This is a genomic window from Pseudoalteromonas sp. MMG006 (genome assembly GCF_018101025.1).
Lineage (GTDB): Bacteria > Pseudomonadota > Gammaproteobacteria > Enterobacterales > Alteromonadaceae > Pseudoalteromonas.
In genome coordinates this window covers 53729-69638 of the sequence record NZ_JAGJEJ010000020.1, presented here as the reverse complement: position 1 = coordinate 69638, position 15910 = coordinate 53729, and the positions used below count along the sequence as shown (strand labels likewise).

General features: G+C 37.5%; 14 protein-coding genes. 11 read left to right on the top strand and 3 right to left on the bottom strand.

The genetic code is table 11. The features are described from left to right. From J8L73_RS16250 to J8L73_RS16220, 7 genes are all read left to right on the top strand, one after another. Positions 1–280: hypothetical protein (locus J8L73_RS16250; protein WP_211018669.1), on the top strand; the 280-nt coding region annotated here is incomplete at its 5' end. A gap of 190 nt (positions 281–470) precedes the next feature. Continuing rightward, entirely contained in the window at positions 471–1427 is a 957-nt protein-coding gene (locus J8L73_RS16245) for a DUF1679 domain-containing protein (protein WP_211018667.1), read from the top strand. Positions 1428–1573: 146 nt separating this feature from the next. After that, the gene (gene upp, locus J8L73_RS16240) at positions 1574–2203 is read left to right on the top strand and encodes a uracil phosphoribosyltransferase (protein ID WP_138681844.1); all 630 of its coding nucleotides are present in this window, start codon (positions 1574–1576) and stop codon (positions 2201–2203) included. 9 nt (positions 2204–2212) lie between these two features. After that, positions 2213–3454 (top strand): uracil-xanthine permease family protein, encoded by a 1242-nt coding sequence (locus tag J8L73_RS16235; RefSeq protein WP_211018665.1) that lies wholly within the window; start codon positions 2213–2215, stop codon positions 3452–3454. A gap of 142 nt (positions 3455–3596) precedes the next feature. Continuing rightward, the gene (locus J8L73_RS16230) at positions 3597–5342 is read left to right on the top strand and encodes an HAD-IIB family hydrolase (RefSeq protein ID WP_211018656.1); all 1746 of its coding nucleotides are present in this window, start codon (positions 3597–3599) and stop codon (positions 5340–5342) included. Continuing rightward, positions 5335–6555, top strand: coding sequence for a glycosyl transferase (locus J8L73_RS16225; protein ID WP_211018653.1), 1221 nt, complete (start codon positions 5335–5337; stop codon positions 6553–6555). The genes J8L73_RS16230 and J8L73_RS16225 overlap by 8 nt, the downstream gene beginning before the upstream one ends. A gap of 106 nt (positions 6556–6661) precedes the next feature. Beyond that, positions 6662–8440, top strand: coding sequence for a sugar phosphorylase (locus tag J8L73_RS16220; RefSeq protein WP_211018651.1), 1779 nt, complete (start codon positions 6662–6664; stop codon positions 8438–8440). Between the two features lie 97 nt (positions 8441–8537). On the opposite strand, the gene J8L73_RS16215 is transcribed toward J8L73_RS16220, so the two are convergent. Next, on the bottom strand, positions 8538–11384 hold the full coding sequence (locus tag J8L73_RS16215; protein WP_211018649.1) for a TonB-dependent receptor: 2847 nt from the start codon (positions 11382–11384) through the stop codon (positions 8538–8540). A gap of 616 nt (positions 11385–12000) precedes the next feature. Between J8L73_RS16215 and J8L73_RS16210 the strand changes: the two genes are divergently transcribed. Beyond that, the gene (locus J8L73_RS16210; RefSeq protein ID WP_211001391.1) at positions 12001–12390 is read left to right on the top strand and encodes a cytochrome b562; all 390 of its coding nucleotides are present in this window, start codon (positions 12001–12003) and stop codon (positions 12388–12390) included. A gap of 28 nt (positions 12391–12418) precedes the next feature. Continuing rightward, positions 12419–12805, top strand: a complete 387-nt coding sequence (locus J8L73_RS16205) for an OsmC family protein (RefSeq protein ID WP_211018647.1) — start codon at positions 12419–12421, stop codon at positions 12803–12805. Positions 12806–12978: 173 nt separating this feature from the next. Here J8L73_RS16205 and J8L73_RS16200 read toward each other — a convergent pair whose 3' ends face one another. Further along, positions 12979–13242, bottom strand: coding sequence for a type B 50S ribosomal protein L31 (locus J8L73_RS16200; protein WP_138681851.1), 264 nt, complete (start codon positions 13240–13242; stop codon positions 12979–12981). Positions 13243–13468: 226 nt separating this feature from the next. Here J8L73_RS16200 and J8L73_RS16195 point away from each other — a divergent pair, with 226 nt between their 5' ends. Then, positions 13469–13735 carry a hypothetical protein gene (locus J8L73_RS16195; protein WP_211001394.1) on the top strand — a complete coding sequence of 89 codons (267 nt, stop codon included), beginning with the start codon at positions 13469–13471 and terminating at the stop codon, positions 13733–13735. Positions 13736–13860: 125 nt separating this feature from the next. Beyond that, positions 13861–14820 carry a sensor domain-containing diguanylate cyclase gene (locus J8L73_RS16190; protein WP_211018645.1) on the top strand — a complete coding sequence of 320 codons (960 nt, stop codon included), beginning with the start codon at positions 13861–13863 and terminating at the stop codon, positions 14818–14820. Between the two features lie 51 nt (positions 14821–14871). On the opposite strand, the gene J8L73_RS16185 is transcribed toward J8L73_RS16190, so the two are convergent. Continuing rightward, positions 14872–15906, bottom strand: a complete 1035-nt coding sequence (locus J8L73_RS16185; protein ID WP_211018643.1) for a metal-dependent hydrolase — start codon at positions 15904–15906, stop codon at positions 14872–14874. Between the last annotated feature and the right edge of the window lie 4 nt (positions 15907–15910).

Here is a 15910-nt window from a genome sequence, read left to right as displayed (position 1 = left end):
TGTGATCAAGGAGAGTCTCACAATGATATTTGAATACATTCCTCAGGTTTTGGGGATATTAGCTTTATCAATCTATTCAGTACGTACGTTTAAAAATGGATATGATGAGAAGAATTTCTTTAATGTCGCTACTATTTGGGCTGTAGTAGCTTTAATAACTTTTTGTTTTTCAATCATGTCTTTTGTTGTTCTCAATATATATTTTGGCGTTATTTATTGCGCTGTTTTTGGTGTTTCAATTGTTGTTGCTATGAAATTTCGTAACACAGAAAAACAATAATAAGTACAACACCCACTCTAATTTGGCACTTTCAATTAGAATCGAGTACACATCGATTAGATAAGCTAAGTTGGCTTCACTTCAAAAGAAAAGTATATTTTTGCTAAACCGTAGGATTTTTTATTATGTACTTTTATTAAAAATATCTTCTAATGTTAAACTATATAAAATTTAATTACTTAATGTAGCTATGGCATTTTACATTCCTTTATTACAACCTCACTTTAAGCACATTGAAATTGGCGATACGCTTACATCACTTTGGAGTGGATGTGGCAGTATTGTTCAGTGCAAGCTTGATGATGAGCCTTGTGTCGTGAAGGCAATTAAAATACCAAGCCACATACACCATCCTAAAATTAAACAAAGCGAATTTGCACTAAAAAGAAAACAGTACTCTTATAGCGTTGAATACACTTTTTATAAGCGTTATAGCCCGTTTTTACCTAGCACAGCAAAAAGCATCGAATGTATAAGTGCAATTAATAAAGACGATGAATACGCGCTGGTCTTTAAAAACTTCACCAAACACGGGTTTGCTCAAGCAGGACCACAACATGTTAAAGCTATATTAGAGTGGCTTGCGTACTTTCATGCGTTTAACTTAAATAAACCCGCTAACGGGTTATGGCAACAAGGTAACTATTGGCATTTAAGCACACGACCCGATGAGTTTAATAAATTAAGTGAACACGCCGATAAAAAGTCCGATATTAAACGTGCTGCACATAAAATAGATAAAATATTGCAAACATCGCACTATAAAACGCTGATTCATGGCGATGCTAAACTTGCTAATTTTGCTGCAAATGAGCAAAGTAAAATACTAGGGTATGACTTTCAATATGTGGGTGCTGGGGTAGGGATTATAGATGTGATGTACTTTATGACCAGTTGCTTTAATGATAAGCAGCTACATGATCACGCAGATGAATATTTAGCTTATTATTTTACGCATTTAAAAAGTGCACTTAAAATTTATCAGCCAACTATTGATGCTGATGATGTTACTGCACAGTGGCAAGAATTATGGCCGCTAGCATGGGCTGATTTTTATCGCTTTTTAGCAGGCTGGAGCCCTGAGCATTTTAAAATTAATAGTTACATGCTTAAGCAGGTAAATATCACGTTAGCAAGTAACATTTAATAAACACAACGGGTTGGTGGTTTGCATAAATATCAATCAAATCAGTCAATTTTGGCACGATCTATGAAATCTTTACTAAAACTACAGGTCAAATGACCTTTTTTAATATAAAATACCGCAAATTCTTGTATCAGTAGGTTTATATCATGGCTATTCACGTTATTTCACACCCTCTTGTTCAACATAAACTAGGCCTAATGCGTGCGCATGGTATTAGTACAAAAAGCTTTCGTGAATTATGTTCTGAGGTGGGTACATTATTAACCTACGAAGCAACTAAAAACCTACAATTAGAAGATAACGAAATTACAGGCTGGGATGGCAACAAGCTAAAGGTTGAACACATTAAAGGTAAAAAGATTACCGTAGTGCCTATTTTACGTGCAGGCCTTGGCATGATGGATGGTGTAATGCAGCTTTTACCTGCAGCTAAGGTGAGCGTTGTTGGCCTTGAACGTAACGAAGAAACACTTGAGCCTGTTCCCTATTTTGAAAAGCTAGTGGGTAATATTGATGAGCGTTTAAGCTTAGTGATTGACCCTATGCTTGCCACAGGCGGCTCTATGATTGCAACAATCGATATGCTTAAAAAAGCGGGCTGCAAAGAGATTAAAGTAATTGTGCTTGTTGCTGCGCCAGAAGGCGTTGAAAAAACATTAGCGGCTCATCCTGATATTGAAATATTTACAGCATCAGTCGATAGCCACTTAAACGAAAAGGGCTATATTATCCCTGGTTTGGGTGATGCGGGCGACAAAATTTTTGGTACTGTTTAGGAGTATTCAGTGCAGCAGAATGACACTTTTTCGATAAAAACTATTTTAACTGGCGCGCAAATGCTGTTTGTAGCATTTGGTGCGTTAGTATTGGTGCCACTTTTAACTGGCCTTGATCCTAATGTGGCACTTTTTAATGCGGGTATTGGTACGTTACTGTTTCAATTAGTGACGAAAGGCCAAGTACCTATATTTTTAGCCTCTTCATTTGCCTTTATTGCACCTATTATAGCTGCTGTGCAAATGTGGGGCGTACCTGCCACTATGGGCGGCTTAATGGCGGCAGGCTTTGCCTATATGCTTTTAAGCTTATTAGTTAAGTTTAAAGGAGTCGCAACGCTTCATAAAATTTTACCGCCTGTTGTTGTAGGCCCAGTAATTATGGTGATTGGCCTTGCACTTGCACCCGTCGCTGTAAATATGGCCATGGGGAAAAGTGGTGACGGTAGTATTCAAATTATTGATTACAACAGCGCTATTTATATTTCGTTGTTCTCGTTAGTGGTTACACTTATTTTTGCTGTGTGGGGTAAGGGGGTATTTAAGCTTATTCCTATATTAGCAGGCGTTGTAGCGGGTTATTGTTTATCGCTGGCAATGGGGGTTGTGCAATTTGATGCGGTAACTAACGCACAGTGGTTTGCTGTTCCAAACTTCACATGGCCTGAGTTTAAATGGCAAGCTATTTTGTTTATGGTGCCAGTAGCAATCGCCCCTGCTATTGAGCATATTGGCGACATGATGGCTATTAGCCAAGTTACCAATAAAGACTTTTTGAAAAAGCCTGGACTTCATCGTACTTTGTTTGGTGATGGCCTTGCTACTTCTGCTGCATCGTTATTTGGTGGCCCGCCTAATACTACATATTCAGAGGTTACGGGCGCAGTCATGCTTACTAAAAACTTCAACCCAAAAGTAATGATGTGGACAGCTGTTATCGCCATTATTTTAGCCTTTGTTGCTAAAATGGGCTCTGGTTTACAAACCATACCAGTACCGGTAATGGGCGGCATTATGATTTTACTGTTTGGCTCTATTGCTGTAGTTGGTTTAAATACGTTAGTTAAGTCGGGTGATGATTTAACCGCCCCGCGTAACTTAAGTATTGTTGCACTTATTTTGGTATGTGGCATTGGCGGTATGCATATTGGTGGCAGCCAATTTAGCCTAGAGGGTGTAAGTTTATGTGCTATTTTAGGCATTGTTCTAAACTTAGTTTTACCCAAGGCGCAGCCTCAAGAAAATGAGTAATGCACGCAAGTTGAAAATATTGCACCATAATAGCGCATTTTAAATGCGCTATTTTTTTAAGTAACTAAAATATATACAAAAAAAATAATGGTCTAGTACCTGCATTTAATTCTTAGAACGCATTGTATGCAAAGGAGTTACTATGTCAGAGGCCAATATTGTGGATATAACCCCGTTTTTAACAAAACATCAACTGCCTTTAAAGTATCAATATTTAAGTGAACAATATTTTGTTCCACTTGCGCATGACATCCTAGAATCTAAAAAAACAAATACTCCTATTTTTGTTGCTATAAATGGATGCCAAGGCTCAGGTAAAACAACACTCGCCGATTTTTTAGTTACTTGGTTTTCTAAAAACACACCTTTTAATAGTGTCGCGTTGTCTATTGACGATTTTTATTTAGCAAAACAAGCACGCGCTGAACTTGCAAGCGATGTACACCCTCTATTTACCACACGTGGCGTACCTGGGACCCACGATGTGGCACTTATGAATAGCACAATTACTAATCTACTCGCTGGCGAGACAAACGTACCACTTCCTCGTTTTAATAAACACGAAGACGACTGCGTACCTAAAAGCGAATGGGTTACAAACGACAAACCCGTCGATATTGTTATTTTAGAAGGCTGGTGTGTAGGCAGCGAGCCGCAGCCACCATTTTCACTAAGCGAGCCACTTAACGAACTAGAGCAACAATACGATAAAGAAGGTGTTTGGCGTCGTTGTGTAAATAGTTGTTTGGCAAACGAATACAAATCTGTTTTTAGCTTAATTGATTACACCGTGATGCTTAAAGCGCCCAGTTTTAGCGATGTTTTTACATGGCGACAAGAACAAGAACAAAAACTAATTGCTAAAAAAGGTGAAGGCTCGGGTACGATGAATAACGAGCAGCTGGTGTATTTTATTTCTCATTTTGAGCGAATTACGCGAGAGAATTTAAATACATTAAGCACAAAGGCAAATGCTTTAATTGAACTCGATAGCAACCGTGATATTAGCGGCATGCACCTTACAAGCGATGAAATGCTGCAACCAATTATATTTACAGATTTAGATGGTACATTGCTGGATCATGCTGATTACAATACAAATAATATTAGTGAGTTATTACAGCAGCTACAAAGCGCGCATATTCCTGTTGTGTTTAATACCAGTAAAACATTTTGTGAAGTAGTTGAGCTTAAAAACGATTTAAATATTCAACAACCCTTTATTGTAGAAAATGGCGCTGCTGTTTACATTCCAGAAGATTATTTTGAACTCAAGCCTATTGGTTGTAAAAAAGTAGGCGCATATTGGTGCTATGCACTGGCTAAGCCACTATCTAGTTTATTAAAGGATTTAGATACTTTAAGAAGCGATTATAAAGCGCATTATAAATTGTTTAGCGATTTATCGAGTGAGCAAATATCTGAACTTACAGGCCTCGATAATGCGCAAGCAAGGCGTGCCCAAACCCGCGATTATTCAGATCCCCTTTATTGGTACGGTGACGATGAGTTACTCAGTGCCTTTGTACAAGATATAAAAGCACTCGGCTACGATATTAAAATTGGTGGCCGATTTATTCACATAGCTAAAAACACCGACAAAAGCGCTGCACAGCAGTGGTTAGTTAAACAGTTTACCCATCATTTTAGAAAGCCTCTCACGGTCATTGCACTAGGTGATAGCGATAACGATAAGCAAATGTTAGAGCACGCAAATATCGCCATTATTATTGCCAATCCGGCCAGTAAAAAGCCGGTTAAATTATCGCACAACAAAGCACGTTATTCTCAATCGCCAGCGCCACAAGGGTGGATTGAAGAAATAACGTCGCTGCAGTGCATTAGCAGTATTTTAAGTATTTCTGAGGAGCAAACATCTCATGGCTGATTTTTATCAAAATGGCATTATCACGACTTTACATAATATTGCCGACAGACCAATTGAAGATTTAGAACAAGAGCTACTTAGCTTTAGCAAAAAACGCCCGATGGGGTTAATACTCCCTTCGTTATTTAGTGAACTTGAAGGCCCTGCACTTCAAAATATAATTAGCGAATTAAGGGATGTACCTTATTTATCGCAAATTACGATTGGCTTAGATAGAGCAAATGAAGAGCAGTATCGTCATGCGCTTAGTTTTTTTAAAGAGTTGAATCAAAACCATAAAGTACTATGGAACGATGGACCTCGTTTAAAAGCGCTTGATAAAGAACTGCAAGAGCTAGGTGTAGCCCCTAGGGAGCTTGGTAAAGGCAGAAACGTATGGTATTGCATGGGCTATAAATTAGCCACTGCCGAAGTGGAGTCAATAGCACTGCACGATTGCGATATTTTAACCTATGATAGAAGTTTACTTGCGCGTTTAATTTACCCTGTAGCACACCCGCGTTTTAACTATGAATTTTGTAAAGGGTTTTATCCACGTACTGCAAGCGGCAAAATTAACGGCCGTGTATCGCGTTTATTAGTTACGCCATTATTACGCTCATTTAAAACTATTTTGGGTAATACCGACTACCTTGAATATATGGATTCATTTAGGTATCCATTAGCAGGTGAATTTTCGTTTAGACGCGATGTATTAAATGATATTCGCATTCCAAGTGATTGGGGCCTTGAAATTGGTGTGCTGAGCGAAATGTACCGTAACTATTCACATAACCGCTTGTGCCAAGTAGATATTGCCGATAATTACGATCATAAACATCAAGCGCTTTCACTTGACGATCAAAGTGCAGGTTTATCTAAAATGTCTATAGATATCACTAAAGCATTATTTAGAAAACTAGCTACTCAAGGCGTTACTTTTACAAGTGAGACAATTCGCTCATTAAAAGCAACGTATTACCGTATTGGCTTAGATTTTATCGAAACCTACCATAACGATGCACTTATGAATGGCTTAACGCTTGACGTTCACCAAGAAGAAAAAGCCGTAGAGATGTTTGCGCAAAACATAATGGAAGCAGGTCAGCACTTTTTAGAAAACCCAATGGAAGCGCCATTTGTGCCAAGTTGGAACCGTGTTGTATCAGCAATGCCAGACGTACTAGAACGCTTAAAAGAAGCTGTAGAGCTAGATAACGAAGAATACAGTTAAGAGAACCTAAACTCTGGATAATAAAATTAACCATCTCTATGGTTTTATTTACAGGTTAATTTTTTAAACAGAGTTCAGATTAATACTAATAATAAAAGGGGCGCATGTGATTTCAGTTAGCGATTTATTTTTACAGCGGGTAGAGCAGCATCTTCATATTATTTATGATGGTGTTGAGCTCCCATTATCGGTTACTGAGCTTGCTCAGCAGCTTATTAAAATTATTTTAGGCAGCAATCCACTGCGCGACCCCACACCTCATACAAACCGATGGGATGAGCAAGATATAATATTAATTGCCTACGGCGATTCTATTATAAAGCATGACGATAGTGAATTTGCTGTCTCTGACCCAATTGAAGCACCGCTTAAAACACTTCATCGTTTTATAAAAGAGCGCTGTGATATGCAGCTTAATGCGCTGCATATTTTACCATTTTATCCGTACAGCTCTGATGAAGGCTTTGCGGTTATGAACTATGCACAGGTAAACGAATCGCTGGGCGATTGGAATGACATTCAAAATATAGCTAAAGACGTAAAGCTTATGGCAGATTTAGTCATTAACCATTGCTCGAGCAGAAGTGTGTGGTTTGAAAACTTTTTAAACGACTTAGACCCTGGTAAAGATTACTTTAAAACAGCCAGCTTAACGGATGATTTGAGCCAAGTAGTGCGACCTCGTACATCACCGCTGCTAAATACAGTAACAACCCCCAGTGGCGACAAACATGTATGGTGTACGTTTAGCCACGACCAGGTTGATTTTGATTTTGGTAACCCGGAAGTTTTAAAAGAGTTTATAAAAATTATTCGACACTATTTAGATAATGGCGTGCGTTTATTTAGACTCGATGCAGTGGCTTTTTTATGGAAACAACTTAATACAAATTGTATTAATTTACCGCAAACACATGAAGCAGTTAGGCTTATACGTACTCTTATTGAGCACACTGAGCCAAGTGTAGTGATTATTACCGAAACTAATATACCAAACCAAGAGAACCTATCTTATTTTGGTAATGCTAACGAAGCGCACAGTATTTATAATTTCGCTTTACCGCCATTGTTGCTGCATACATTATTAAGTGGCGATAGCACAGCTATTAAGCACTGGATGATGAGCATGCCACCTGCGCAAAACGGCACCGCTTATTTTAACTTTATTGCATCGCACGATGGGATAGGGCTTAGGCCAATAGAAGGTTTGTTACAACCCAGCGAAGTGGCTTCACTCGTAAGTACCACTATGCAATTTGGTGGCAGGGTATCTATGCGTACTAGTAACGATGGCACGCATACACCTTATGAGTTAAATATCGCTTTATTTGATGCAATGCAAGGTACGCACAATGGCCCTGATAAATTTGGCTTAGAGCGATTTATGTGTGCTCACGCCATTATGTTTGCACTAGAGGGAATACCTGGGCTTTATATTCATAGTTTATTGGGTACTACCAATGATTATGAACGCTTTGAAAACTCTCAGCATAATCGTGCTATTAATCGTCATCGTTGGCAAGAGTCAAAGTTATTGGCTGCAATTGGTGAGAAGTACAGTCATCACCATAAAGTATTTAATGGTATAAAAAGTTTATTAGCTGTACGTAAAAATCAAAGTGCCTTTCATCCAAATGCGACACAATTTACGCTCCATTTAGCGGGTGGCTTATTTGGCTTTTGGAGGCAAAGCATTGATAGGCGTCAAAGTATTTTTTGTGTATACAATATTACTGATAAGCCACAAACACTTACTTTAGCTGATTTAAACTTAATCAATACTCAGCAATGGTTTGATTTAGTTGCTGGTAAAACAGTTGAGGAAGAGCAATTAATAATAGAGCTTGAGCCTTATCAAAGTGTATGGCTAAGCAATATAAAATAGAGCGCAATAATACCAATCCTAAAATAGATTACTTAATTAAGCGGTTTGATATAAAAAGGCTCGCACTGCGAGCCTTTATTTTAACTAAGTTATTTTATTATAAGCTGTAGCTTAAGTTAATATAGCCAAAGCGGCCAATGTTGTCGTAACTTGCACTTTCCGCGCTTGTACCAAGTGAACCGTACGGAAGTTTACGGTTAAATAGGTTATCGACACCTACTTTAACGCCTAAGCCGCTATCGAAGTTGTAACCAACAGTCATATCGGTGATAAAGTATTTACCGTAAGACATTTGATTACTTGGGTTAGGGTTGTTTTCAAGCTCAACATTTGTGTATAAATCTACTTCGCTTAAAAAGCGTGTTTCAACTGTTGAGAAAAAATTATCCATAGCGTAAGTTATAGATAAGTTAGTTTGCCACTTAGCTTCACCGGTTGTACCTGCATATTCGATGTAGTTACTTGGATCATCTTGGAACGGGTAATCTTTACGTTCAATTAAATATGTCCCAATTAAGCGAGTTTTAAAGCTACCTTCAAGCGCTTCAAAGTCATAGCCTAATTCAAAATCTACTCCAGATGCTTTTTGACCGGCAACATTTAATACTGAGTTTTGAATTAGCGAAATTTCGCCATTTGCATTACGCGTAATTAAATTACAGTACTGGTTGTTTATACCCGTGGTACTATCAACACAACGGTCAAGAATATCTTGCGCGTCGATTGTGTCAATCGCATCTTCAAGTTCAATTTTCCAATAATCTATTGTAAGTACGGCGTTTTCTAAAAATTCAGGTTGGTAAACAATACCTACAGTAGTACTTGTTGACTCTTCACCTTTCACCTCACGGTTACCGCTTGTTAAACCATCTAAAGAAGCGGCATCGTAACCTGAATTAAAGTCGCTCGCTACACCTAACGCGGCACAGTTAGCAGAGCGTGTGGTAGCATTAGATAAATTGCCTAGATTATCTGCGCGACAAGGGTCGTCTACATTGTAGAAAGTTTGACTTGCAGCACCAAATACTTCACTTATATTTGGCGCACGAAGTGCTGCAGATTGAGTTACACGTACACGTAGCTCATCATTTACAGTCCAATCAAGGCCAAGTTTCCAGCTAGTTGCTTCGCCAATCGTACTGTAGTCAGCATGACGTACTGCGGTATCAAATACTAAGTCTTGGATAAGTGGCAAGTCAGTTAAAATTGGCATTGTCGCTTCAAAAAACACTTCGCGAACATTGAACGAACCTTTATCTTCGCCCAGTGCGTTAAAAAATGTACCTTCGGCGTTATCAGGCTCTTTTGTTTCGCTTTCTTCTTTACGGTACTCAGCACCAAATGCAACACCTACGTAACCTGCAGGTAATTCAAAAATAGCGCCATTAGCAAGTGAGCCAGAAATAACTGTTTGCTTAATAGTTGATGTGCCAACAGATACTGTATTTATGTAATCAATTGCTTGCTGAGATGGTGTGCCGAACCCCATAATATTTACAGGAACACAGCCGTCAGCTTGTGCTGCAGCACTACGACATACAATATTGCCATTTGCATCTTCAACGGCATCAAGTGCATTAAAGTAGTTGGCTAAAATCATGTTAGCGCCGTTTTCACGCTCTAGATCAGTTTGGCCATACACAACTGATGTATCTAATTCCCAATCTTCAAATACAGTACCTTTTAAGCCGGTAACAAAACGCGTAGTTTCGCGAGTATTGTTTTCAATGCGGCGGCCAAGGTCTGTCATCATGCGGTTAACCACGATTGAATCAACACCTTCCTCTTCCATACGTGCTTTAATGGCTGGGTCTAGGTAAGGGTTGTCGATTTTAATGCTATTGTCGCTGTCAAAAAAGAAAAACGCAGGTTGACCGATGCTTTCGCCTTGGCTGTTTACGTATTTTGCATCAAAGTAGACATTTAAGTCGTCGGTAACATCGTAGTTAACTTTAAAGTTTACGTTGTAGCGCTCAAACTCAGGTTGAATTTCTTCAAATTGGCTTAAGTTAAAAAAGTCACATTCTGCACATGAATACAAATCTACGTTATTACCTATGTATAAGTCACGGGCGCTGCTATCTGGGTTAAAGCTATTAATAAACTTAGTTGAATCTTCAAGAGCATAAACTCCCGCGTTATTAATAGCGTAAAGACCGGCGTTAGGCGTTAAAATATCATCAGGAAAATCACTGCTATCTTTATTGCTATCAGTTTGAGCTTGATTGTGTAAGCTTCTAAAAGAAGTACTTGTCCAAGGATGATCAAGCGCGTTTAATGAATCTTGGCCTGAGTACTCAATAGCAAACGCTGCATTACCACGACCGTTATCAAAGTTAGAGCCGTACGAGAACGTCGCTTTTTCGTTGTTGTAGCTGTTTAAATCGGCAAAACCTCGGGTAACACTAAAGTCCATACCTTCAATATTGTCTTTTAATATAAAGTTCACAACACCTGTAACCGCGTCAGCACCGTATACAGCGGACGCACCACCTGTGATAATTTCTACACGCTCAACCCATACACTTGGAATCGTATTTGTATCTACTGATTGAGAGCCTGCAGAGCTTGATACATGACGCTTACCATTTACAAGTACTAAGGTGCGGTCTGTACCCATGTTACGTAAATCAAGAATGTTTAAACCAGCAGTACCAATAAAACGGCCCGAGTTAGCCATAGAATAAGTATTGCCAAGTGCTGGTAAATTGTTAAGTGCTTCACCAATGTTTACAGCGCCAGTATTAATAAGCTGTTCACCGCTTATCACTGTTACTGGTGCCGGTGCAATAGCACCTTCACGTAAGATACGTGAACCCGTTACTTCAACACGTTCAATTTTTGTTGCTTGCTCATCTTGTGCAAGCACTGAATTACTTGCTGTTGCAGCAGCAGTAATTAATGCACATTTAATGCTAGTAGAAAGTAAATTATGACGTTTCATGTGTTTCCCAAAGGAGATTTCTAATAATTAAAAACAATATTTCTTTTTAATAAATACACTGTGTATTTGATAAGAACCAATAGCTTTTGTTATGAGGGCGGCGATTATTGCATGCAGATAATTTTATTAAAAGTAAGTAACTTACTGGTAAATAAGCAACTTGAAATAATCTTTATATATATTGTTGTCTTTTTTGCATTAGTCGTGGTGTGTATATAGGATTACTTCTAAAGCTGAGTTACATTATGTGTTTGCCATGTATTTATATTATTTACATATTTGTTGTTTTGATAATTTTTTAGCTGATTTTTATAGCGTTAATTTTTTATTGAGAAGTATTTAATTAAATAAATATTAAACTACAAAAGTAGGTGCTGTGTGTTATATCTACACTATTGTAAGCATTATGTATGTGAATACAGTTTTTAGATGTGTTTTATGTAAGGCTTTTTTTCAAAAAAATGTTTATTTTTGAATTTTTTTCATTATTAAAAACTAAATAGGTAATTGTTACGTGTAAAGCCCCTTTACAGTTTGCTGGCATTAATTGTTCCTTAAGTTACTTTGATACGTAAACTTGGTACAATTTGACTGTTTTTAATAAATAGGTTTGATCATGAAGTTTTTAGTTATTATTTTAACAATTCTATTTAGTTCCAGCTCTTTTGCACAGCAGAATGTCGATCTTGAAGTCAATATGAAAAACACTGGCCTTGCTTATAAAAAAGCTGTTCAAGCAAAGGAATTAGACGAGTTTAATATCGCAATTGAGGAATTTATAAGTCTTGTGGAAGTTAGTAAAACAGCGAAATTTTACCAAGAGCCTGAACAATCTATACAAGGTCTTAATAAGGTAATTACCCAAGCTAAGCTTGCTAAAAAAGCGGCTAACGAGCAGGGGCTTAATGCTGCTAAAGAGTCATTAAAAAACATTGATAATTTACGAAAAAAATACCATGAGCTTCACGAACCACCGGGTTTTTTTGAATTATTATTTGGTTCATAGTTTAAATTTAGAATAAAAAGGAAAAGCAATGGAAATTTCAGTATCGTTATTAGAAGGTCAAAAGCAAAGCGCTAAATTTGGCGATTTAGAAGTAATAAGCGACCAAAGTATTAATGCTGGTGGCGGTGCAGAGCACCCAGAGCCGTTTGATTATTTTTTAGTAAGTATGGTGTTGTGTGCAGGTTTTTATGCACGTAAATTTTGTGAGCAACGAGATATCTCTACCGAAGGTATGACCCTTAAACAAAATAATGAAAATGTAGACGATAATGGTAAAAAATTATTTTCGATTGAAATTAACTTACCGGATGGATTTCCGGTTAAGTATAAAAAAGCACTAATTGCTGCAGTAAATACATGTACTGTTAAAAAAGTGATTCAGGCATCTCCTGAATTTTCGGTAGTCGTTAAATAATCATAAAAAATAAAAATACCGCCGAGTAACATAAAAGCCCGGCGGTATTGCTACAACAAATTTGTTACTAGAATTTCATACCTCTATTGCGTTAAGCAAAGCTTTTTATTTCCAGCAAAACCTTCGAATTCACTATAAAAGAATTAAAACGCGATAAAGCATGAGAAAACCTATTAATCAGCTTTTTTAGCGGTAGATAGGTTTTTGAAACGACGATTAAATTGCGCCACACGCCCATCAGTTGCAACTGTTTTTTGCTTGCCAGTATAAAACGGGTGCGAATCGCTTGATACGTCAATAGGAACATAAGGATAAGTGTTACCGTCAATTTCTACTGTACGATCTGTTTTAATTGTTGATCCAATAATAAAATAAGAATCGGCAGCGGTATCGTGAAAAGCAACCACTTGGTAATCAGGATGAATATTTGGTTTCATAATACGCCTCAATAAATGATATGTGATAATATATCATTTAAATTTAACGTATTTATTTTTACATTGCAAGTGGCGATGTTCCTTAAAAGGGCCGTTTTTGTTGGCTTATTGCGCAAACAAATCAAAAAATAAGCACTTAAATCAAAAATGCTGGCTATTGCTGTTTAGGCTGTTATAACTATATTTAAAAGTTGAAAACGGTAAAAAGTTATTACAGAGGTTATGTATGAGTGACGCAATACAACAAGAACAAATAGATCAAGGGGTGATGGAAACCCTAAGAGAGCGCGATCACAGTGCCTTATCTGAACAAATTAACCCTATAGATTGCACGCACAACGATATCATTGAGTTGTTGGCCAAATATATGGCATTGAGTGAGCAAGATAACGATGAGTTGTTTGATGATTGGTTTGATAACTTGAGCAAAGAGCAGCAAACTGTTTTGAAGGTATTTGAAGTTTATCGAGGTCAATACGAGCATTTAAATTAGCAAAGTATATATATTACTAATTTAAGACTGGCTTTTAATTTTAAAGGTGTGTTGCTTTTGAATTGTAATGTTCTAATTTTAATATATTAATCCAAAAAACTTAAATATAGAACGTTAAGGCTTAGATGATTAAACCAACCGTCCCTGTAAATGAAGAAGCCAGGTTACGTGCTCTTAAAGACCTAAAAACATTAGACACTGATCAGGAAGAAAGATTTGATCGTGTAACTCGTATTGCTAGGCGTATGTTTAATGTAGCTATTTCATTGGTTACATTAATTGATGAGGATAGGCAGTTTTTTAAATCTAAGCAGGGAATTGAGCCGCGTGTGTTACCCAGAGATACCTCATTTTGTGGGCATACAATTAATAATAACGATTTGCTTATAATTAATGATACCCAAACGGACGAACGTTTTTTTGACAATCCATTCGTTTTAAATGATCCAAATATTCGATTTTATGCAGGTTACCCGCTTGTATTGCCTGAGGCATTAAGCATTGGAACGTTGTGCATAGCTGACACCAAGCCAAGGCACTTTAGTTATGAAGATCAACAACTGCTTAAAGATTTGGGTGCACTTGTAGAACAAGAAATTCAATCTATTCAGCTTGCAACAATTGATGATTTAACCAAAATCTCTAATCGCCGTGGTTTCTTAAGCCTTGCTGAGCACACTTTTAATATGTGCAAAAAAAATGCGCTTCCAATATCTATAATATTGTTTGATCTAGATAAATTTAAACAAATTAATGATTTTTACGGCCACCACGAAGGTGATTTGGTTTTAAACATGTTTGCTAAAACCTTACTTAACGTATTTAAAGATGCTGATGTAATAGGGCGTTTAGGAGGCGACGAGTTTGTTGTAATGATAAGCGACTCAGGTGAAAGTAATAACGCGGTTGTTTTAAAGTATCTTGCTGATGAAATTAACCAAGTAAATATAGACTCAAATAAACCATACAATATTAGCTATAGTGCAGGAATTGTTAATTACTCGTCTGACACCCATCAAACCGTAGAGAGCATGATTGAAGACGCTGATAGGGCAATGTATCAGCAAAAAAAACAGCAGCGCTAATAACTTTTGCGTTATTTTAGGTCGGGTAATTAACTCTGCTTATTCTATGATTTAATGGCATCCACTTTTTGTATTTGTTTGTGCTAACGATACTTTAGAATCCCAAATTCTATCCCATATATTGCTCATTTTACTTAATTGAGGGCGTTGACTGATTTTTTCGTAGTTGCCTTCGTCAATTCCCGTATTTGTTTTTACACCAACTACAAAGTTAAACACGTAATTACACTCCATACCCATTCGTAAATCAGAGAGTATTATATTACTTTGCCGCTGATGTACGTTGTAAAAACCTTTAGTAAACCACTGCAAGCGTTTGGTGCCCCACTCATTATTTATATCATTTAATAATGAGGGAGTGGTGTTGTAGGCATTTAATGTAACCTCATTTGGCCCATCAAATACCGACGCATATGCGACGTAGTATTGCCCATCAGACATAACTACAATACGCCATAACAGCGTAGTGAGTGGCGCAGGGGTACTTATATAATTGTTAACTTTGATTTGCCTGTCAGAAAGGGCAGCCGTCACCTTATCGTCAATAATTACTTTTAAAATAAACGAACTACATAAATACATACTGCTAAGCACAAGCATTGTGGCATTTATGTTATATGCACGCGTACTATTTATTTTTGGCAATAATGCATAACCTACACCAACGAGTAAGGGCAGCGTATAAAGTGGATCGATTATAAACATGCTTGAAATAGCAAACGGGTACTCGGTTAGTGGCCACAGTAGTTGTGTGCCATACACAGTTAAACTATCGAGTAAGGCATGGGTAGATAAACACAAAAATACAAGCCAAAACCAACGTGTTTTATAAGCTTGCATGCCTGTGTGTATTTTTAAAATAAGCCAAACAATGAGTGGGCTAATTAATAAATGTATTAATAAAGAGTGGCTAAAACCACGATGGTAAGTAAATGCTTCTACAGGGCCACCGTAAGGTATAAATACATCTAAATCCGGCAAAGTACCTAAGGCTGCTCCCCATAAAACAGCTTTGCGGCCTACTTTATTACCTAAAACTGCATGCCCTACAGCACTGCCTAATGCTATTTGCGTTAATGAGTCCATAGCG

Excerpts from the sequence above, each read along its gene's own strand:
- J8L73_RS16245 (WP_211018667.1), top strand. The coding sequence starts at position 471 with ATGGCATTTTACATTCCTTTATTACAACCTCACTTTAAGCACATTGAA.
- upp (WP_138681844.1), top strand. The coding sequence starts at position 1,574 with ATGGCTATTCACGTTATTTCACACCCTCTTGTTCAACATAAACTAGGC.
- J8L73_RS16230 (WP_211018656.1), top strand. The coding sequence starts at position 3,597 with ATGTCAGAGGCCAATATTGTGGATATAACCCCGTTTTTAACAAAACAT.
- J8L73_RS16225 (WP_211018653.1), top strand. The coding sequence starts at position 5,335 with ATGGCTGATTTTTATCAAAATGGCATTATCACGACTTTACATAATATT.
- J8L73_RS16215 (WP_211018649.1), bottom strand. The coding sequence starts at position 11,384 with ATGAAACGTCATAATTTACTTTCTACTAGCATTAAATGTGCATTAATT.
- J8L73_RS16210 (WP_211001391.1), top strand. The coding sequence starts at position 12,001 with ATGAAGTTTTTAGTTATTATTTTAACAATTCTATTTAGTTCCAGCTCT.
- J8L73_RS16205 (WP_211018647.1), top strand. The coding sequence starts at position 12,419 with ATGGAAATTTCAGTATCGTTATTAGAAGGTCAAAAGCAAAGCGCTAAA.
- J8L73_RS16200 (WP_138681851.1), bottom strand. The coding sequence starts at position 13,242 with ATGAAACCAAATATTCATCCTGATTACCAAGTGGTTGCTTTTCACGAT.
- J8L73_RS16195 (WP_211001394.1), top strand. The coding sequence starts at position 13,469 with ATGAGTGACGCAATACAACAAGAACAAATAGATCAAGGGGTGATGGAA.
- J8L73_RS16190 (WP_211018645.1), top strand. The coding sequence starts at position 13,861 with ATGATTAAACCAACCGTCCCTGTAAATGAAGAAGCCAGGTTACGTGCT.
- J8L73_RS16185 (WP_211018643.1), bottom strand. The coding sequence starts at position 15,906 with ATGGACTCATTAACGCAAATAGCATTAGGCAGTGCTGTAGGGCATGCA.